This is a genomic window from Bacillus carboniphilus, assembly GCF_039522365.1.
Lineage (GTDB): Bacteria > Bacillota > Bacilli > Bacillales > JC228 > Bacillus_BF > Bacillus_BF carboniphilus.
In genome coordinates this window covers 91,114-110,832 of sequence record NZ_BAAADJ010000062.1, presented here as the reverse complement: position 1 = coordinate 110,832, position 19,719 = coordinate 91,114, and the positions used below count along the sequence as shown (strand labels likewise).

Here is a 19,719-nt window from a genome sequence, read left to right as displayed (position 1 = left end):
GCTTTTTGAAGGTTGGTAAATGTGGTGACAACATGTGGTAAATTTCTTGGCGAGCAGTGGTAAAAAAAATGTCAATGGTGGTAAAATCGAGTGGCCGTAATCAATTGGTCAACAGTAAAGAGAAATATGTGTTCTCAAGAACACGAAAGGATTCTGAAGATAACGTAAAATATATAAATGAAAATATTGAGGAAGAAATCATCAAATTAAAGAATAAGCCTGGTAAAGACATTTGGCTATATGGTGGGGCAAGTTTAATTACAACCTTTATAAACTTAGGGCTTGTAGATGAATTTAGATTATCTGTGCATCCTATTATTTTGGGAAATGGAAACCCCCTGTTTATTGACATTAAGCAAAGGGTACATCTGAAACTGTTTGAAACAAATAGGTTTTCTTCGGGTGTAGTTCAACTATGTTACCACCTTAATGAGAAATGATTGTGAAACAATCGTTTTTTCTCAATTTTATAGTCCCTAATTTCTCTGTACCTCCCTTTTTCTCCAAAACACCCATAAGTAAATGGAATTATATGTTAATATTATTTAAAGTAACAACTATGGAGGAATTGAATGGGCCCGAGAGCAAATGCATTAGGTCTTATCGTAAACGGTGATTACATACTTTTAGAGGAACAAGCAGGGAAACATTCTAGAGGAACCGGGGCATTTTATCGGCCGATTGGAGGAACCATTGAGTTCGGTGAAAGGTCAGTTGAGACTCTAAAGAGAGAGTTTAAAGAGGAATTGGATGTTGAGGTTTTTATATCACGCTATATAACTTGTTTAGAGAACATATATACGATTGAAGAAGACATGGCGCATGAAATAACTCAAATTTATGTAGTTGAGTTTAAAGATCCTAGTCTCTATAAGAGAGACGTTTTTACAGTTACTGAAGGGAATATTGTCACTCAAGCTCGGTGGATTTCATTGAAAGAATTAGAGCATAAAGTGTTATTTCCGAATGGTTTAATGGAACTACTGAAACGTGAGTTCATGGGGGGAGAAGAGTGAGGTTTATAGGGAGTATTTTCATCATAGGGGCATTAGGGATTATTGGGTTTGTGGTGACGATCTTTGCCTCTTTATCTAGAGACGCAGAGTTTTATGTTCCATTTTTTATCGCTCTGACCATTGGGGTGATGGTTATGATCATTCTAGCAATTTACGGATATTTATCAAGGAAAGTACCGAGGGTTATTGTGGGGGTCATAATTGGATTGTTGATAGGTTCGGTAGTTACGTTTGAGGGGTACCAGGCTTATGAGGAGAGTCTTGAAATTGTGAGTACACAGGATGTCGATTTGTCTGAGTATCAGCCATTTAAGGAGAATACTAAAGCTGTGAAGTTGGATGAAGAATCGACTTTTAAAATAACCAAATCGAATTTACCGAAATTAGATGGGGCAACAGCTTTATATCCAGTGTATGCAGCATTTGCTCAAGCAGTCTATCCCGAAAAGGAATACAATCAGGATAATAGTGAAGTAGTTTCCAGACAAACCAGTGGTGCTTTCCACAGTTTATTTTACGGACATTCAGATATCATTTTTACGGCACACCCGTCTGAAAATCAAATGGAAAGAGCGAAGAGTATGGGATTCGAATTAGAATTAACTCCTATTGGCAGGGAAGCGTTTGTGTTCTTTGTTCACTCCGATAATCCAGTGGAGGAGTTAACAATTGAAGAAATCCAAGGTATTTACTCTGGGGAAATCACGAACTGGAAGGAAGTGGGCGGTAAGAACCAGAAAATCCGGGCTTATCAAAGACCTGAAGATAGTGGAAGCCAGTCCGCTTTACAGAACCTGATGGGTGACATTCCTTTAATGGTTCCACCTTCTGAGGACATCGTTACGGGAATGGGTGGTATTATTCGGGAAACAACGAACTACCGAAATAAAACCAACGCTATTGGTTTTTCGTTTAGACACTTTTCTCAAGATATGGTGGATCTGGGGAAAATAAAAAATATAGAAGTTGAGGGAGTATTACCAACCAAGGAAAATATTAAAAATGGAAGCTACCCGATTATTGGTGAGTTTTATGCGATAACGGCAGGAAATAAGAATTCGAACATTGAACCATTTATTGATTGGATGATATCGGAACAAGGTCAAAAAATCGTTGAATTGTCTGGATATGTGCCGGTGAATTAGGGGTGATGAAATGGAAGATAGGACGGTATTAACTACTGATAGATTAGTCCTAAGAAAAATGAATGATGAGGATATCGGTAATTTAATGGAGATTTTCTCTGACCCTGTAGCAATGGAATACTATCCTTCTACTAAAAATGAAGATCAGACTAGAAAGTGGATTGGCTGGACCCTAAATAATTATGCCGACTATGGAGTAGGTCTATGGATTGTAGAGGACAAAGTGACGGGTGATTTTTTAGGACAATGCGGAATTGTTCCACAAGAGTTAGAGGGCGTTATGGAAATGGAGATTGGTTACTTGTTTGCTCGGCGGGTATGGGGGAACGGCTATGCGACTGAAGCGGCGATTGCGTGTAAGCAATATGGGTTTAAGGTGCTTGATGTAGAAAGGCTCATTTCCTTTGTAGATGTTCGGAATAAACCTTCTGCAAAAGTGGCTGAACGGATTGGGATGACTTTAGAAAAAACGATACATAGATGGGAGAAAGTTGTGTCGGTGTACTCTGTTTGCAGTGTGCGAGAGTAGGCAAGGCGGACACAGGTTCCGTTATTCTTAGAAAAACGGCCCATTTTAGCTTAGCAACGGACAGACGTTCCGTTATTGGGGTGATTTTGGGCTAATTTAGGGTCAAAATTAGTAAATAGCGGAATGAGAGTCCGCGAAATTTAGAAGACAGGGCTTTTTAAGGTATATAACGGAACGTGTGTCCGGAAAAAATACTATTGTCTATTTATACCTAAATTGGTATTATACAACTATGAACTGTTAAACCGTGGTAAGTAACCACTCTCATTGAATACAATGGGCCGGTTTCATCTCTATGAGAATAGATTTGAAGCCGGCTCTTTTCAATTTTTAGGAGGTCATAACATGCACTATGTATTTGTAAATTCAGATGAAGTTTTTGAACCCTTTTATCAAACTAAAATCAAAACCTTCCCTTGGGAAAGAGAGCTTTTAAAGAGTAAAACCTTAAACAGGTTAAAACATCTCTCTCATTATGGAACGGGATCTCTTATCTCCTCTGCGAAACATTCTAGATTTGAACATACCATTGGTGTATGGGCCACTATCGCTACATTTTTTCCTAAAGAAGAAGAACTTCGTATAGCAGCTTTTCTCCATGATATAGGTCACCTTCCGTTTTCACATGCTGTCGAAAAAACATTGGGGTTTAACCATCATACGATTACGGAGCAAAAAATAAGTGGGGGAGAGATTGCAGAAATTTTATTAAATCATGGTTTTAGTCCATCAAGAATCATAGACTTGTTGAATTCAGATTCTCCGTTAACTCATAAAACGACATACTTGGGTGCTGATCATTTAGATAGTTTTCTTCGTGATGCTTATATGCTAGGGAAAAGTGACTTAAATCCTCCAGACATTTTGCAGAGAATATCATTTAACGGACATTATGTAGAAGCTGACCTCCAAATAGGCCGTCAGATTTTAGAGGCAATTTACTATGATCATCAAAGCTTTCTTAGTCCTACTTTATTAGCGTTAGATGGAATGCTTGCTCAAGCAATTTCTATTTACTCAAATTCAAGTATGGTCAAGGCTGGTACAATACAAGATCTTACGAATTATGAACTCATTTCTTTGTTGCAAAACTCTGGAATAAAGGAAGTGGTGGATATGTTAGATGTCATTCTTTATCATCCAGAAGAGATTGTCATAAAAGAAGTGGATTTTTCAGGTGCAGTGAAGGTGGAAGTAAGAAAAGTGTATGATAAAACACCTTTAGTTGATGGAAAACCACTAACCTCAATATGTGAGAACTCACAAATGATTATGGATAGAATTTATGGGTTACAGAAAAATTATTATGTTTCCATTAATCCAATCGTTACACAGACAGAAAAGTAAGAGTTAACAAGAGGAAAATTGTAGTTTAATAATAATATAATGGGATTATATGGTAGGATTGCATAAGAAGATTAAGATTTAAATATGAAACTTTCAAAATACCCCATTAGTCTAATTTTATAAAGGGGGCTTTTAGCATGAAGTTGATTAAACGGCATCATATATTCATTGTCCTGTTATCGCTAGTAATGGTTGGTTGTTCTAGCTCTGCAACTAATGAGAAGAGTGAAAGCATTCTCCCTGACTTTAAAGCACAATTCCAATTAGGTGGGGAACTTTACGATTTGGAAAGAGGAGGTTACAAGTGGGAGAAGAAATTAGGGTTTGGTAAAACGATGGTTGAGCAAACGGACCATGCTTCGCCACTCCAGATGGCTCCGCATATTGACCCGATTTCCTCTAACCCAAAACAAGAAGTTACGATCCACATAGAAAATACACCAACGCTGACTCTTTATTTGGTGAATGCAGGTGGTTTAGATCGTGAAGTTAGTTTGCAAGATAATAAGTTTACACTTCCTGATTCTCCTGGCAAGTACATTTACGAGGTCCGAGCAACATGGGTTGAAGGTGAAATTTCGTATACGTTTGTAGTACTTATTCAATAAAACAAATAGGAGGACTTTATGAAAATTAAAGGATTTGGCGGGATTTTTTGGAGAACTAAGGATATTGATTCTTTGAAGAAATGGTACAAAGAAACATTAGGAATTAATATGGAGGATTGGAATGGCACCGTAATGAAACCAGATGCGGACAATGAGACTCATTTTGCTTTTTTTAAAGAAGAAAGCAACTATTTTCCGCAGGACCAGGCTGTCATGTTGAATTTTCAAGTTGAAGATATCAAAGCGTGGATGGAACATTTCAAAAAGATTGGCGTGCCTCTATTAAGGGAACCGGAGAAAAGTGAGTATGGTACTTTTATTTGGATACAAGATCCGGAAGGTAGATGGATTGAGATTTGGGAGAAATAAGTCTGTCATCAATAAGCACTGATGAACAGGATTCTATTAATCTATGTTGATAAACTGTAAATAGAAAGGAGAGAGAACACATTGGAAGGACTTCAAAGAATGGTAGAAAGCATTGAGTATATTGAAAGTCATTTAGATAAAGAACTTGTCATCGAGGACATTGCTTCGATTGCTTGTATGTCTAAGTTTCATTTCCAAAGAATGTTCAATATGCTTACAGGTTTTACCGTGAGTGAGTATATCCGGAATCGTCGCATTACGTTAGCCGCACAGGAGATCGTTCACTCTCATGCAAAGGTGATTGATGTGGCGATGAAGTTTGGGTATGAATCGCCAGAAGCTTTTACGAAAGCGTTTCGGCGCATTCATGGGATTAGCCCGTCCGCTGCCAAAAAAGATAGCCAATCTTTGAAGGCCTATCCAAGACTCTCTTTTCAACTACAGTTAAAGGGAGATGTAGAAATGGAGTATAAGATTATTGAAAAAGAAGCCTTCTCAGTTGTCGGTAAAAGCATAAGAATGTCCATTGTCGGGGGAGAAAATAACCGAAAGATTCCTGTGTTCTGGAAGGAGTCCAATGAAAATGGTTTTTCAAAAGAGCTTGCCAAGAACTGTGGGCCACTAGGGCTTCTTGGGATTTGTATGGACTTTGATAAACAGCAAGAAAACTTAACCTATTTAATAGGTGCAGAGAAAAAGATTACGGAAGTACCAGATGATTGGGAAGAAAGAGAAATCCCTTCAGCTTCTTGGGCTGTATTTCCAGTTCGGGGTGCCATGCCAGAAGCTATGCAAACGGTGTGGGAGAGAATTTATTCAGAGTGGTTTCCTTCAACTGGGTATGAACACGCAGGTGGACCTGAGATGGAAGTCTATTGTAGCAAAGAAGACCCATACCAAGAAGGTTATTATAGTGAGATTTGGATCCCAATTAAAAAGTAATGATTGAAGCACAGGTAGTGATACTTGTGCTTTTTCAATTTTAATTTCCATAAAAAGATAATAGATTTACTGAATCAGAGGTTGCAAGAGGTAATTCAATTAGACATAATGTTAAGGTGACACATTTTTTACATACAAAAGAGAATGACTAGAAATGAATTTTTACATACCTGCCGTATTGAGATTGAGGAGTGTTTAAATGGAAGAGTTAATGATTTTATTGAAATATGCATTTCTTGGAGCACTACAAGGTTTTACGGAGCCGATTCCAATATCGTCAAGTGGTCACTTAGTGTTAGCGCAAGAATTACTAGGAATCACAGTACCTGATAATGATTTTAGCTTTGAAGTTTTAATGAATTTTGCATCGCTACTCGCTGTACTCCTTATTTATAGAAAGGATTTAATGAGGATCGCGGTGAACGGGGGAAGCTTTGTAACTAAAAGAGAGAAAGAGAACAAAGATGACTTTATGATGATTGTCTATTTAGTATTAGCCACCATCCCAGCTGGTGTCATCGGTCTCTTGTTTGAAGATGCAATTTCCTCACACTTCAGAGGGATTACCCCAATTGCTGTTGCTCTATTAGTGACAGGTCTCGCTCTCTGGCTGATTCGAAATTTGAAAGGTAGAAAAGGAGACCGAAACCTTACTTGGAAGGATGCGCTCATTGTTGGATTTGCCCAAGCGGTTGCATTGATCCCGGGTATCAGTAGATCCGGAGCTACCATTGTAGCAGCCATGGGAATTGGAATGAAAAGAGAGACGGCGTTACGTTTTTCATTCTTACTGTACATTCCTGTTAGTCTCGGAACGATTGTATTAAAAATTACAGATATAGACTTTGGTGAAATGCTGATTCCATATATCATTGCCTTTTTATTATCACTTGGACTTTCGTACTTTTCTTTAAAGTGGTTCATGGGGATTATGGAACGTGGCAATTTGAAATATTTTGCTTATTACTGTTTTGCTATAGGTTTATTTATACTCTTTTTCCTTTAATAAAAAACAAGCCCGGTTTTTTGCCGGAGCTTGTTTTTTTGTGTGAATAACTGATTATGAAGCTTTCTGCTCCACTACATCCGTTGTAGTGACTTTCTTTTTTGCAAAGGATAACTCATTAAATAAGATATTAAGAATAATAGCTGTAATACTTCCGGCCACAATCCCATTGCTTGTTAAGATTTGGACACCTTCCGGTAAACGAGCGAATAGTTCAGGGACAACGGTCACACCAAGCCCCATTCCAACCGAACATGCAATGATTAAAAGGTTTTCCTGTTTATTAAAGTCAACTCTTCCAAGCATCTTGATTCCATATGCTACTACCATTCCAAACATGGCAACCATTGCGCCGCCAAGTACGGAGGTTGGAATGATCGTTGTAAAGGCACCGATTTTTGGTACTAGCCCAAATAGAATAAGGAAAATACCAGTTAGGTAGATGACTTTCTTTGTTTTAACACCTGAAAGCTGAAGCAGTCCAACGTTTTGAGAGTAAGTGGTGTAAGGAAAAGCGTTAAAAATTCCTCCGATGATTATCGCTAATCCTTCAGCACGGTAGCCTCTTGTTACATCTTTTTCCGTAATTTTTTCTTCGCAAATATCACTTAGAGCAAAGTATACACCTGTTGATTCTACTAAACTCACTAATGCAACTAAAGTCATCGTAATCACCGCAGTCCACTCAATGGTTGGTGTTCCAAAGTAGAAAGGCTTGACCATATGGAACCAAGAAGCATCTGCCACTGGCGTGAAATCAACCATACCCATGAAGAAGGCGACTACTGTTCCAGTGATTAGTCCTAGTAAAATAGCAATAGCACGGATGAACCCGGTAAAGAAACGGTATAGTAGGATGATAAAGATTAAAGTACCAATGGCTAAAGCCAGGTTAGGGAGAGAACCAAAATTTTCACTACCTTGACCACCTGCCATGTTGTTCATTGCAACCGGAATAAGTGTGATTCCGATGATTGTAACTACAGAACCTGTAACGACAGGCGGGAAAAAGCGTAGTAGCTTTCCAAAGATACCAGATATAAGCATAACGATGAGTCCAGAAATGAGTATTGAACCATATACAGCAGATAACCCATATTCTCCACCGATGGCGATCATTGGGCCAACAGCGGTAAAGGTACAGCCTAAAACAACAGGGAGACCAATCCCAAAGTATTTATTTTCCATACTTGTAAAATCGTTGCGATTCCGCACATTAAAATATCAACTGATACGAGATAGGTAAGCTGCTCAGCAGTCATCCCAAGTGCTCCACCTACGATCAGTGGAACAATAACGGCACCTGCATACATCGCTAATACATGTTGAATTCCAAGAGACACTAATTTAAGCGGTTGTTGTTTCATGTTGTACCTCCTCCAAAAATTGAACTCTTCCTGCTTGTAACGAACGAATTTGTGCTAGTGACTCAACCTGAATCCCTTGATTTCGTAATTTCTTCCCGCCATCTTGAAAGGATTTCTCGATTACAATTCCAACACCCACAGCTTCTGCCTCAGCTTTTTGAACAAGGTCTAGTAACCCAAGGGCAGCTTCACCGTTAGCTAGGAAGTCATCAATAATCAGGACCCGATCACTTGGACCGATAAACTCTTTTGAGATTGCGATTGTATTTGTTTCTTGTTTAGTAAATGAGTAAACTTCACTCGTGATTAGGTCGTTTACGAGAGTTAGAGATTTTCTTTTTCGAGCAAAAACAAAAGGTACACCAAGGTTTAAAGCTGTCATCATGGATGGAGCAATTCCAGAAGACTCTAGTGTTAGAACCTTTGTAATTCCGCAATCTCGGAAGCGGTCTGCAAATTCATCTCCTATCGCCTGCATGAGGATAGGATCTACTTGATGATTTAAAAATGAGTCCACTTTAAGTACGTTCTCTGATAAAACCTTTCCATTTTGCTTTATTTTCTCCTGTAGTAATTCCAATTTCATGCCTCCTAACAGTGTCGTTAAACCGATCTTCAGGCATGAAAAAAAGCCCAAAGATCATTACATTCACGTCTTTAACAAGAGTGAAGCAATGCCCTTTGAGCTTTCGATGTAAATAGGGAATGAAAACATACCGATTGCCATTTAAACAAACGGATATCTTCCATTGCTCACTCATAGTCGAGTTATTTACGGTAACCCGGTAGAGACTTGCGAGCCATATCCTCGCGATTATATGAGTGAATGCGTTCTATGAATTTATGAAGTTAGTATAACACAAAATCATGAACGTGCAATAGGAATGTTGTGGGAAATGTTCGGGTTTTGGTGGTATGGGTTATCTAAAATTGGAAAAATGCCAGCATGTGAGGGGGAAGCGGACACAGAATCCGTTATATGTGTAAAAATAGGTGTTTTTGAGTGTTAGACGGACACAGATTCCGCTATTGGCATGATTTCGGTCATTTATAGGCTGGATTTTGTTAAATAACGGAACGTGTGTCCGAGAAACATGTGTAAATGGCCATTTTTGACTAAATAACGGAACGTGTGTCCGCAAAGGCGCCTCTGTGGCCAGCCAACTCGAATATCCCAAGCCTGTTTAATAGCAACCATTCACCTTTTTCCCTATAATGGTAAATTAGATAATGAAAAGAAAGTGGTGGCTTTTGTGGAAATAGGATTAAGCACTTTTGTTGAAACTACACCGGATGTTCATACAGGGAAGGTTATGAGCCACGCCCAACGGATTCGGGAAGTTGTGGAAGAAATTGTACTAGCTGACCAAGTAGGCTTAGATATATTTGGAGTAGGGGAGCATCACCGGGAAGATTACGCAGCATCAGCTCCGGCTGTTATTTTGGCTGCTGCCGCATCTCAGACGAGTAGAATTCGATTAACGAGTGCTGTAACGGTGCTTTCGTCCGCTGACCCTGTCCGCGTGTTTCAAGACTTCGCAACACTTGATGCGATTTCAAATGGAAGAGCAGAAATTATGGCTGGTCGAGGGTCTTTTATAGAGTCATTTCCTTTGTTTGGCTATGACTTAAAGGATTATGACGAGTTGTTCGATGAAAAACTAGAGCTTTTACTCGAAATTCAAAAATCAGAAAAAGTAACGTGGCGTGGTGGTCACCGACCAGCGATTAACAACCGTGGCGTTTACCCGAGACCTGTTCAAGATCCACTACCCATTTGGATTGGTAGTGGTGGGAATGCTGAGTCGGTCATTCGTGCTGGTGTACTTGGACTTCCGTTGGTCCTTGCTATTATTGGAGGGCGTCCGATCCAATTTGAGCCACTAGTTCGCCTTTATAAACAAGCTGCAACTCAGGCTGGTCATGACCCATCCAAACTAACAGTTGCTTCTCATTCACATGGCTTTGTAGCCGAAACAACAGATTTAGCTGCAGACAAGTTTTTCCCTTCAACGCAACAGGCTATGAACAAACTAGGTCGCGAACGAGGCTGGGGCCATTATGACCGTGATAGCTTTGACTTTGCCCGCAGTATGGAGGGTGCCTTATATGTAGGGGATACCGATTTTGTGGCTGAAAAAATCATTTACTTACGAAAGCATGTGGGGATTACTCGTTTTATGCTTCACACGCCAGTTGGTACAATGCCACATGATGATGTAATGAAGTCAATAGAATTACTAGGGAAAGAAGTAGCACCAAAGGTTCGAGATGAAATTGCGCGGTGGGAACAAGAAGGAAATAGCTAAACAAGATGAAGTACCCTTGTAGGTCAAACTGCGAGGGTATTTTTTTGGTGCCAGTTTTGGGATACGTGTTGCTGAGTTCGGATAACGGGTTGCTGAGTTCGGATAAAAGGGTGCTAAGTTCGGATAACGGGTTGCTAAGTTCGGATAACGGGTTGCTGAGTTCGGATAACGGGTTGCTGAGTTCGGATAAAGGGGTGCTGAGTTCGGATAACGGGTTGCTGAGTTCGGATAAAAGGGAGCAAAGTTCGGATAACAAGATGCTGAGTCCGGAAAATGATAACCCTTTTGCATAATTTTACATATTAGAAAAATAATACTTGTAAATACAATTGTAAGTGAAAGTGAGTGATTTTCTTGGATGTACTGTTTAAACAAAAAATGCTCTTAATTATCAGGGCTCTCTATTTTTGTATGGAGGACAACTGGTCGTTACTAGAGCGAAAGTTTCAAGTTACACCAGCACAGCAACACATTTTATTTCTTTTATCAACGAATAAGAGTGAGTTGACACCTACGCAAATCAGTGAATTGGGGTGCTGGCATATCTCCACGGTTACAAGGCTGTTAAAACCATTGAAAGAGAGTGGTCTCGTCGAGGTTTCAGTTAACAAAGACCGTCCTCGTTTTAAAAGGGTTATGCTCACAGACAGTGGGAAAAAACTAATTATTCAGTTGATGGATGAATTTAAAGAAATGGAACAAATGCCGTTACAAATTGGAGACTTATCAGAGGAAGAGCTGGCTACATTTCTTGAAATTGGTGAAAAAATTCTAGGAGTTCATAAAGGAGAAAACTTTATGAACATGCTGGTACAAGCCAGGGTGGAAAACTATGATTATGCTTGATTTTTATATTGTGATTGAAGTAGGTTAGGGGGATTGCTATGAGTTATCAAGAGTATTGGGACCAAATCATTGTGCAGGGTGAAAAATTGAATTCTATCATCACATCATACTGGCATGACTCTCTAGCTTTGGTAACTGGCAGTTTTGGGTAGTGATTCTAGTGTTGGTGGCACCCCTAGTCTTACTATATTTTACCGTTAATAGGAGCCAAGTGTTCCACCTATTCTTTTTTGGATATACCGTTCACTTATTGTGGTCGTACATAGATATTGTATTGGAACGGTATAGCATTTTAATTCATTCTTATTTTATTGCCCCTATATTTCCTTACGCAATCAATATGACAGCGTCTGCAATTCCTGTCGCATACTTACTTTTATACCAGCATTGTATAAATCATAATAAGAATTTCTTTATTTATTCTTTATTCCTAGGAGCTATAATAGCATTTGGGCTAGCTCCAATTGAGATGTTCATCGGCATGATGAAAATGAGCAAAGGAATGAATTTATTATTCCTTTTCTTTATTGATGTAGCAATTGGTTATGCAGCTTATTTCCTTACGAAGTTAGTAAGTAAAATGAGTAGAAATGAACTTTTTCAAGAAAAGTCTTAATAATCTTTAATGGAAGCAGTGTTTGCAAGAAACGTTCTATGGTAGACTTTCTACTGTTACATAGTAAAAATTTGGAGGAAAAAAACAGTAGTGAAGCGAAAAATAAAACGTTTGCTGATATTCTTATTTATTTTTGTTGTATTCATTTATCTAAATAACACATCCTTTTTTCTACAAAACAGTCAAAAGGATTCATTGTTACTAGCACATCGAGGGATGGCTCAGACTTTTCCAATGGAAGGAATTACGGGCGAAACGTGTACTGCAAAAATCATATATGAACCGGAACACGCCTTTATAGAAAATACGATTTCCTCAATGGAAGCTGCATTTGAAGCAGGTGCGGATATCGTGGAATTAGATGTTCATCCTACAACGGATGGTGAATTTGCGGTTTTTCATGATTGGACATTGGAGTGTCGAACAGATGGTGAAGGTGTGACAAGAGATCATACGATGGAACAGCTTAAGCAGCTGGATGTGGGCTATGGTTACACAGCTGACAACGGTGAGACGTTTCCTCTTCGTGGTCAAGGGGTTGGAATGATGCCAACTTTAGATGAAGTGTTGACGTATTTTCCTACTCAAAACTTTCTGATCCATATAAAAAGTAATGATTCAGAAGAGGGAGTACAACTAGCGGAATACCTTTCGAAATATTCGAATGATAGAGTAAAAGAGCTAACCGTGTATGGTGGAGATGCTCCTATTGCTACCTTAAAAGAAACCCTGCCAGAACTCAGAGTTATGTCAAAAGAAACGTTGAAAAGCTGTGCTCTCCCATACTTAGGTGTGGGTTGGACAGGCTATGTACCAGAGGCTTGTAAAAATACACAATTGCATATACCGGAAAAATTTGCCCCTTTATTTTGGGGATATCCAGCCAAATTTATGTCTAGGATGGAAAAAGTAAAAACGAGAGTTGTTTTGGTGGCTGGAGATGGGGATTGGTCAGAAGGGTTTGATCAAGAAGTGGACATCGAACGAATTCCAGAAAAATTTGATGGTATCATTTGGACGAACCGGGTTGATGTTATAGCTCCATTATTTAAGGAATAGAGGATTTGAGTATGCGTCTGATTCAAAATGGTCAGGCGTATTTTTTTATGTATCTAGTATTTTTTAAATGCTATAATAAAAATGATAGGAGGTGAGAAAATTGGAAGAATTGATGAAGGAAATGATGACTGAGCTTAAAGGAATGCGCTCGGAATTTTCCGGGATGAAAGTGGACTTTCAGGAAATGCGTTCAGATCTAAAAGTAATGCGGACGGATATGAACGAGTTGCGGAACGATGTGAACGAGCTCCGAACAGATGTGAACGAGCTCCGAACAGATGTAAACGAACTCCGTACAGATGTAAATCAGATCCGGGCCGATGTGAATGTGCTGCAAGAGGATGTAAAAGAGCTACGCACAGATGTTAACGTTTTACAAGAAGATGTAAAAGTAATCCGCACTGATGTGAATGTATTGAAGTTTGATGTTGTTGAATTAAAGCACGGACAAAGAAGGCTAGAAGTTGGACTCGAAAAGCTCCACAAGGATGTGATTCAAAATCTTGGTACGTTTTCGGAGAATATTGCATCGCACTTTGATGAAACGACAGAAGTCTTAAACAAGCGCGTTTTCAAAGTGGAAACAGATATGGAACGGCTAAGTAGGCGGTAGTGCCCGTAGTACTAGCAAATTTCCCTCTTAAAATACCTACTTAGCTTTTACGGCACTTCAAAGCTTCATAATCCCACAATCAAGTTACTTACAAATTTTTCCTCAATGAAGGATTCCTTACTGTAAAAATAGAAAAGTAAAACGCATTCCAAATTATAAGTAGAATCAGGAGAGTTTTTGTGAACATAACTTTTAACGAATTTTTAAAGGAAGAAAGAACGATTAAAGAACTTCAGTTAGCTATGGATGACGGAACCATCACTTCAAAAGAGTTGGTGATGTATTTTTTACATCGCATTGCAAACATTGATCAGGCAGGATGTAATCTGAATTCTGTTCAGGAAATCAATCCAGATGCCATCTTTTTGGCTGAAGCTCTAGATTTTGAACGAAAGAGTAAGGGAACAAGGGGGCCATTACATGGGGTTCCTGTCCTTCTCAAAGATAACATTGAAACAGGGGACTCCATGCACACTAGTGCCGGGACTCTAGCGTTGGAACATCATGTGGCCAGTCAGGATGCATTTCTTGCAAAAAAGTTGCGTGAAGCAGGTGCCATTATTTTAGGTAAAGCCAATATGACTGAATTAGCCAACGGAATGGCCAGTGAAATGTGGGCAGGATACAGTGCCAGAGGTGGACAAGTAATAAATCCCTATGGAGACTTTTTTGTAGGTGGTTCTAGTTCTGGGTCTGCTGTAGCAGTAGCTGCGAATTTGACTGTTTTATCGGTTGGAACGGAAACCGATGCTTCCATTCTTAGTCCAGCTATACAAAATTCTGTGGTGGGAATTAAGCCAACAGTTGGGCTCATTAGCCGAAGCGGGATTATTCCATTTTCCTATTCTCAGGATACAGCGGGACCATTTGCAAGGAACGTTACAGATGCAGCCTTGTTATTACAAGCTATGACAGGTGTTGACCCTGATGACGCTGCCACATTTAAATCAGAGGGATTAAAAGAAGATTATACTAGTTTCCTAGTTTCAGATGGGTTAAAGGATGCACGCATTGGAGTGTTTACAGGCGTTTCTGATGAATTTTTACAGTCTGATGAGTATGATGAGGAATTGTTCCAGAAAGCCATTGAAAGTATAAAGGAAGCTGGGGCAACCATAATAGAGGATATAGAAATTCCAGCTTTTGATCATGACTGGAGTTGGGGAGTCCTATTTTATGAATTAAAACACAGCTTAGAAAACTACCTATCCAAGCTGCCCGCCCATTCACCCGTACATACTTTCAAGGAACTCGTTCACTTTAACCAGAATGTTGGAGATAGGGCACTAAAGTACGGGCAGGATAAACTGGAACAAAGGGCCGCACTGTCTAACACTCTACGAAATTCTGACTACCTGAATGCCAAATTGGAAGACCTTTTCTTTTCTCAGCAACAGGGAATGGATTATACATTAAAAAAATACAATTTGGATGCTATTCTTTTTCCGTCCTATGTAGGGTCTACTATTAGTGCAAAAGCAGGGTATCCGTCAATTGCTGTTCCTGCAGGCTTTAAGGAAAGCGGGAGACCGTTTGGTATTACCTTTGCCGGGACTGCTTTTTCAGAAGGTACATTGATTCGCATCGCTTATGCTTTTGAGCAGACCACTCAGCATAGAAGGAGACCCGTTTTGGAGAGTTAGTTAAAAAGCAAGTAGCCTGTCCTAACCTTTAGATGAGGTGTGGGCAGGTTATTTTTATTATTTTTAAAAAAGAAAAGCCAAATTCTCTTGGACTACGTCTAATGTTTAGAAGGTATGGAGGTGGAGACAATTCAACGGTTGGTACAGAAGGCGAAAAAAGGGAACCATCAGGCATTCTTACAGCTATTTGCTGAATACGAACATGATATTTATCGGACTGCTTATGTGTATGTGAAAAATCAAGCAGATGCTCTGGATGTTGTACAAGAAACCGCTTATCGTTCTTTTAAATCCATTCAGAATTTAAAGGAACCCAAGTATTTTAAAACCTGGTTAATCAAAATTGCCATTAGTTGCTCAGTTGATATTTTAAGAAAAAAGAAAAAAGTCGTGCATCTGAGGCCAGAAATTCAAGAAGCCATATTACGTGATGAGGAAGAAGACTTACCACTTTCTTTATCCCTGCAGGACATGATTGGTTTGTTAAACCCGGAGGAAAAGGATGTCATCATTTTGAGGTTTTACCATGATCATACACTGAAGGAAGTATCAGAAATACTTAATATTCCATTAGGTACAGCAAAAACCATTCTATATCGGGCATTAAAAAAATTGCGGAAAGAGTGGAAGGGAGACGGTGCTCATGGGTAATAGAGTCCAAGATGAAATGAATAAAATTGAAATCCCGGCTGAATTGCATGAGAGAAGTAAACGTGGCGTGCTTCAAGCGAAATCTGAAATGAGGCGAAGTCGGCCAGTGATAAAGAGGGTTGGAGCATTGGCAGCAAGTGTGCTTATTTTAGCGGGGAGTTATGGGTTGTATCAAAGTTTCTTTCAAAATAAAGTTGAAGAGGCAGGACAGGATCAAGGAAATCAAATTGTTCAAACGGAAGAAGGTGTGTATATTCCGGAAATCAAGCTCCCTGAAGGTGGTGGAGCAAGTATGGACATGATTGGACTCATTGTGTATAAGGGCGGAATTTATATACAAACGGATACTCGAGTTGTACCTGAACATGCAAAGGCGTTGGTTGGGGAAAAACTCGGGAAGACAAAAGGCTCTATTGATGAGTGGAGTTCTCAAGATGAATATGCTGTTGAATTTGCTTCAAGTATTGGAGAAATCGATGTATTTAAAGTAAAAGGCTACGATTCGGACTTCAGGATTATGGCTTATGATGATCGAAACGGAGAACCATATGCTGAGTTTTTTGAGCGATTGCATGGAATTACGGTTCAAAGTGGAGCCGATATTTTTGGAAAAGTGCAGTTGGTAGGAAATGTTGTAGATGCGAAGTATAGGACATTCAGTGAATGGGATAACAGCATCGACAACTACCACCCGATTGAAAGTAAGGATATTGTGGAAACGTTTGTTGAGGAGTTAAACAGCACTGTCCCATATACGTACGAACATGTGGAAGAAACGCTGGGAGACTTTCGAAATAATGAAGAGTATCGTGAAGTGAGTCTTACTCTTAAGGATGGAACTGTTGTGAGCTTAGCTTTAATTAAGGAAGGCTACATCCGGTATGGGTTTTTGGGTGTTTATTTTAAGATGGATGATGATGTGTTTAGGGAAATGTGGAATGAGATTGAATAATCATGTGCCGCGACCAACTGTATTTGTTGTGAATACAAGAGGTTGCGGCTTTTTTTTATAAAAAGCCGGCTTTTTGTAAAACTTTTTTGGATTTAGGGTTAGGTTTTGATATTATGAGGGGATTTTTTATAGGGGGAGTTGAGTTGGATGTTTGTTTACGGGTTGGGTGGGTTATTGAGGTTGTAATGGAGATTTTTTTGGAAGGGGTTTGTAATTTGGGTGAGTGGTATGTGCGGAAAATTGAGTTTGAGTGCGAAATTTTTAAAATGAGTGCGATAATTTGGTTTTGAGTGCGAAAAGAGAAATTTGAGTGCGTTTTTACGTTTGAGTGCGAAAATTACACATTTGGGTGCGATTATGAACCAATTGAGTGCGATATTTTTTATTTGAGTGCGCACTCCCACCCCAACACTCATCCAAATAAATGAGCCTTATAACCTAACTTGAATTTTACTAAAATGCTCCAAAATTACTAAACTATAATGGTTTATGACCACTTTAGCATATGATAGAATGATACAGGTTTCTTATAAAAATTGATTTTTCACTAAAAAATACAAAATTTCAAAAGGGGTCAATGATGAATAGATTAGCGATTGGAGTTATCATAAGTTCCATGTTACTTGCGGCATGTTCTGTGGACGAAACTAATTCTATTGATGTTAATACACAGAAGGATGTCGTTCAAAATAATGATGTAAATGAGAAGTTATATGAAACGAAAGACGATGCGGACACTGTTGAAGAGGAAGAACCCACCAATACAGGTGAAAATGCCGAAACACAACCAGATAGAACAACTACAACAGATGAACCAGCAAATGACTTACTTCCAGCTACGGTTACTCGCGTCATCGATGGCGATACACTAGAGGTTACGTTCGAAGACGGAACGGTTGAAAACATCCGCCTACTAATCGTGGATACGCCGGAGACGGTCCATCCATCAAAACCTGTTGAGCCTTTCGGAAAAGAGGCGTCACAATTTGTCAAAGATAATGCACTTAATAAAAGAGTGGGGATCAAAGTCGGAACAGAACCTAGAGATAAGTACGGTCGAATGTTAGCGTATGTCTTTATTGGGGAAGAAACGATTCAAGAAATGCTCCTTCGTGAAGGCTTAGCTCAAACGGCTTACCTTTACAATGATACTTCGATGTTGGATGAATTCCACAAAGAGCAAGAAATTGCTAGAAGTCAAGGGAAGGGTGTTTGGTCCATCCCAGGCTATGCGCATGTAGATCATGACCATGGCTTCCATTTTGAAGAGAAGGTTGCGCAGGACACAAAGCCAGTAGAGCAACCTGCCACAAACCAGAACAATTTAAAATATGATCCAAACGGTCCAGACCGTGACTGTGGTGATTTTGATACGCAGGCTGAGGCACAGGCATTTATGGAGGCGTCCGGCCCTGGAGATCCGCACAGACTTGACGGAAATGACAATGACGGACTTGCATGTGAGAGTTTACCTGCAGCCTAAAAGAAGCCCTTATTACAGGGCTTTTTTTATTTGAATTGAATATAAAAAATAGCTCCAGATAAAATCAAAATGATCACACTAACGAAAATTAAAGAATAGGTCTTTGAAATGTTGGCTACCTCAATTTCTTGCCATTTTACCGGTTGGATGCCACTTAACCAAAATACGATGATGGCTGAAAAAACGATCGATGTGATGTTTAATAATAGTAACAACAAAGGAGTTAGTGCCAAATCCCATTTTGCCGAGCCTATAATCATTCCAAGTACAACGGTGGGTGGTAAGAGCGCAATGGAAACCATAACGCCCACGAGTGTACCATGCATTTGTTTTACAAAAGAAATCGCCCCAGCAGCTCCCGAAGCTAAAGCTGCAAAAATATCTACGTAAATAATGCTGGTTCTTGATAAAAATTCCGTACTATTCATCGGAAGTGGGAAGTGATATCCAAAAAGTGCGGCAATGAACAACGGAATGGATAGTCCGTATAAAGAAGTAACCAAAGACCTTAATAGTAATTTATAATCTCCGAGAATACAGGCAAACGCTGTTGCAACAAATGGCCCAATGAGAGGGGCAATAACCATGGCACCGATGACGATGGCTGTACTGTTCTTAATAATTCCGACTGTAGCAACAATCGCCGACAAGATAATAAACCATGTATAACTGTAACTAATCTCAGCAGAAGTTCTTACATTCGTGTACAGCTCATGTCGACTAGCCCGGATAAATTCTTTCTCTTTCTTTTCCTCTATGCGAGCGTCCGCTTTCTTCCATTCATTCATATCGGGAATATATGTATGTACAGGATACAGGAACACATGAAAATTGGGGTGTTCGTCAGAAATGGTCTCTAAAAAATTGAGAACTTCCTCTGTATCTTCTGCTCGAACAAAAATCTTTAAAAGCGTATCGCTTCCTTCGACTTCATTCGTAATCCAATTATAAATAATAGGAAATTGTCTCAACGATTTATTTAAATTTTTGACGAAAAATTCGGGTGTATACACTTCAATGAGCTGGATTGACAAGGTTGTGAATCTCCCTATGTGTGTGATTTATTATATTTTTTCCGGCTTGTTTCTTTTAATACTTAAAAACAAGGATAGGGGCTATATTTTGGAATATTATGCTAAAATCAGGGTAGTACTTTACTAGCTTGGCGGACAGAGAATCCGCTATTTGGTTAAAATCTGGCTATTTTTGGGAGTTGGT

20 protein-coding genes, 1 pseudogene and 1 riboswitch are annotated in these 19,719 nt (G+C 39.3%); of the genes and pseudogenes, 18 read left to right on the top strand and 3 right to left on the bottom strand.

Translation table 11 applies throughout. The annotated features are described in order from the left end of the window. The first annotated feature begins 68 nt into the window (after positions 1-68). From ABDZ91_RS19430 to ABDZ91_RS19390, 9 genes are all read left to right on the top strand, one after another. Complete coding sequence (locus ABDZ91_RS19430; protein ID WP_343802843.1) at positions 69-440, top strand: dihydrofolate reductase family protein; 372 nt, start codon at positions 69-71, stop codon at positions 438-440. 132 nt (positions 441-572) lie between these two features. Then, a complete protein-coding gene (locus ABDZ91_RS19425; RefSeq protein ID WP_343802840.1) occupies positions 573-1,016 on the top strand; it encodes an NUDIX hydrolase in 444 nt (147 codons plus the stop codon). After that, on the top strand, positions 1,013-2,161 hold the full coding sequence (locus ABDZ91_RS19420; RefSeq protein ID WP_343802837.1) for a PstS family phosphate ABC transporter substrate-binding protein: 1,149 nt from the start codon (positions 1,013-1,015) through the stop codon (positions 2,159-2,161). The genes ABDZ91_RS19425 and ABDZ91_RS19420 overlap by 4 nt, the downstream gene beginning before the upstream one ends. A 10-nt stretch (positions 2,162-2,171) precedes the next feature. Beyond that, the gene (locus ABDZ91_RS19415; RefSeq protein WP_343802835.1) at positions 2,172-2,690 is read left to right on the top strand and encodes a GNAT family N-acetyltransferase; all 519 of its coding nucleotides are present in this window, start codon (positions 2,172-2,174) and stop codon (positions 2,688-2,690) included. A gap of 345 nt (positions 2,691-3,035) precedes the next feature. After that, a complete protein-coding gene (locus ABDZ91_RS19410; protein WP_343802832.1) occupies positions 3,036-4,037 on the top strand; it encodes an HD domain-containing protein in 1,002 nt (333 codons plus the stop codon). A gap of 137 nt (positions 4,038-4,174) precedes the next feature. Beyond that, positions 4,175-4,645 (top strand): hypothetical protein, encoded by a 471-nt coding sequence (locus tag ABDZ91_RS19405; RefSeq protein WP_343802829.1) that lies wholly within the window; start codon positions 4,175-4,177, stop codon positions 4,643-4,645. Positions 4,646-4,663: 18 nt separating this feature from the next. Further along, entirely contained in the window at positions 4,664-5,014 is a 351-nt protein-coding gene (locus ABDZ91_RS19400; RefSeq protein WP_343802826.1) for a VOC family protein, read from the top strand. Positions 5,015-5,095: 81 nt separating this feature from the next. Then, positions 5,096-5,956, top strand: a complete 861-nt coding sequence (locus ABDZ91_RS19395) for an AraC family transcriptional regulator (RefSeq protein ID WP_343802823.1) — start codon at positions 5,096-5,098, stop codon at positions 5,954-5,956. Between the two features lie 199 nt (positions 5,957-6,155). Further along, positions 6,156-6,962, top strand: a complete 807-nt coding sequence (locus tag ABDZ91_RS19390) for an undecaprenyl-diphosphate phosphatase (protein WP_343802820.1) — start codon at positions 6,156-6,158, stop codon at positions 6,960-6,962. Positions 6,963-7,016: 54 nt separating this feature from the next. Here the strand turns inward: ABDZ91_RS19390 and ABDZ91_RS19385 are convergent. Together ABDZ91_RS19385 and ABDZ91_RS19380 are read right to left on the bottom strand one after the other, a co-directional pair. After that, positions 7,017-8,329 (bottom strand): annotated as a pseudogene (locus ABDZ91_RS19385) (nucleobase:cation symporter-2 family protein). Beyond that, positions 8,310-8,909: a xanthine phosphoribosyltransferase gene (locus ABDZ91_RS19380; RefSeq protein ID WP_343802817.1), complete on the bottom strand. Its 600-nt coding sequence runs from the start codon at positions 8,907-8,909 to the stop codon at positions 8,310-8,312. The pseudogene ABDZ91_RS19385 and the gene ABDZ91_RS19380 overlap by 20 nt, the downstream one beginning before the upstream one ends. 160 nt (positions 8,910-9,069) lie before the next feature. Further along, positions 9,070-9,171, bottom strand: a riboswitch (purine riboswitch). 411 nt (positions 9,172-9,582) lie between these two features. Between ABDZ91_RS19380 and ABDZ91_RS19375 the strand changes: the two genes are divergently transcribed. From ABDZ91_RS19375 to ABDZ91_RS19335, 9 genes are all read left to right on the top strand, one after another. Then, the gene (locus ABDZ91_RS19375; protein ID WP_343802814.1) at positions 9,583-10,638 is read left to right on the top strand and encodes an LLM class flavin-dependent oxidoreductase; all 1,056 of its coding nucleotides are present in this window, start codon (positions 9,583-9,585) and stop codon (positions 10,636-10,638) included. A gap of 354 nt (positions 10,639-10,992) precedes the next feature. Beyond that, complete coding sequence (locus ABDZ91_RS19370) at positions 10,993-11,484, top strand: MarR family winged helix-turn-helix transcriptional regulator (protein WP_343802811.1); 492 nt, start codon at positions 10,993-10,995, stop codon at positions 11,482-11,484. A gap of 151 nt (positions 11,485-11,635) precedes the next feature. Next, positions 11,636-12,100: a hypothetical protein gene (locus tag ABDZ91_RS19365; RefSeq protein WP_343802808.1), complete on the top strand. Its 465-nt coding sequence runs from the start codon at positions 11,636-11,638 to the stop codon at positions 12,098-12,100. 90 nt (positions 12,101-12,190) lie between these two features. Beyond that, on the top strand, positions 12,191-13,159 hold the full coding sequence (locus ABDZ91_RS19360; RefSeq protein WP_343802806.1) for a glycerophosphodiester phosphodiesterase family protein: 969 nt from the start codon (positions 12,191-12,193) through the stop codon (positions 13,157-13,159). A gap of 100 nt (positions 13,160-13,259) precedes the next feature. Continuing rightward, on the top strand, positions 13,260-13,772 hold the full coding sequence (locus tag ABDZ91_RS19355) for a coiled-coil domain-containing protein (RefSeq protein WP_343802803.1): 513 nt from the start codon (positions 13,260-13,262) through the stop codon (positions 13,770-13,772). A 179-nt stretch (positions 13,773-13,951) separates the two neighbouring features. Continuing rightward, positions 13,952-15,415 (top strand): amidase family protein, encoded by a 1,464-nt coding sequence (locus tag ABDZ91_RS19350; protein WP_343802797.1) that lies wholly within the window; start codon positions 13,952-13,954, stop codon positions 15,413-15,415. Positions 15,416-15,529: 114 nt separating this feature from the next. Further along, positions 15,530-16,066 carry a sigma-70 family RNA polymerase sigma factor gene (locus tag ABDZ91_RS19345; RefSeq protein ID WP_425541872.1) on the top strand — a complete coding sequence of 179 codons (537 nt, stop codon included), beginning with the start codon at positions 15,530-15,532 and terminating at the stop codon, positions 16,064-16,066. Continuing rightward, entirely contained in the window at positions 16,059-17,018 is a 960-nt protein-coding gene (locus ABDZ91_RS19340; protein ID WP_343802791.1) for a hypothetical protein, read from the top strand. Before ABDZ91_RS19345 ends, ABDZ91_RS19340 begins: the two co-directional genes overlap by 8 nt. A 577-nt stretch (positions 17,019-17,595) precedes the next feature. After that, entirely contained in the window at positions 17,596-18,501 is a 906-nt protein-coding gene (locus ABDZ91_RS19335; protein WP_343802788.1) for a thermonuclease family protein, read from the top strand. Positions 18,502-18,527: 26 nt separating this feature from the next. Here the strand turns inward: ABDZ91_RS19335 and ABDZ91_RS19330 are convergent, their stop codons facing one another. Continuing rightward, the gene (locus ABDZ91_RS19330; RefSeq protein WP_343802785.1) at positions 18,528-19,535 is read right to left on the bottom strand and encodes a TIGR00341 family protein; all 1,008 of its coding nucleotides are present in this window, start codon (positions 19,533-19,535) and stop codon (positions 18,528-18,530) included. Positions 19,536-19,719 lie beyond the last annotated feature (184 nt).

Coding starts and splice junctions, on each gene's coding strand:
- ABDZ91_RS19430 (WP_343802843.1), top strand. CDS start 69: ATGTCAATGGTGGTAAAATCGAGTGGCCGTAATCAATTGGTCAACAGT.
- ABDZ91_RS19425 (WP_343802840.1), top strand. CDS start 573: ATGGGCCCGAGAGCAAATGCATTAGGTCTTATCGTAAACGGTGATTAC.
- ABDZ91_RS19415 (WP_343802835.1), top strand. CDS start 2,172: ATGGAAGATAGGACGGTATTAACTACTGATAGATTAGTCCTAAGAAAA.
- ABDZ91_RS19410 (WP_343802832.1), top strand. CDS start 3,036: ATGCACTATGTATTTGTAAATTCAGATGAAGTTTTTGAACCCTTTTAT.
- ABDZ91_RS19405 (WP_343802829.1), top strand. CDS start 4,175: ATGAAGTTGATTAAACGGCATCATATATTCATTGTCCTGTTATCGCTA.
- ABDZ91_RS19400 (WP_343802826.1), top strand. CDS start 4,664: ATGAAAATTAAAGGATTTGGCGGGATTTTTTGGAGAACTAAGGATATT.
- ABDZ91_RS19390 (WP_343802820.1), top strand. CDS start 6,156: ATGGAAGAGTTAATGATTTTATTGAAATATGCATTTCTTGGAGCACTA.
- ABDZ91_RS19345 (WP_425541872.1), top strand. CDS start 15,530: ATGGAGGTGGAGACAATTCAACGGTTGGTACAGAAGGCGAAAAAAGGG.
- ABDZ91_RS19340 (WP_343802791.1), top strand. CDS start 16,059: ATGGGTAATAGAGTCCAAGATGAAATGAATAAAATTGAAATCCCGGCT.
- ABDZ91_RS19335 (WP_343802788.1), top strand. CDS start 17,596: ATGATGAATAGATTAGCGATTGGAGTTATCATAAGTTCCATGTTACTT.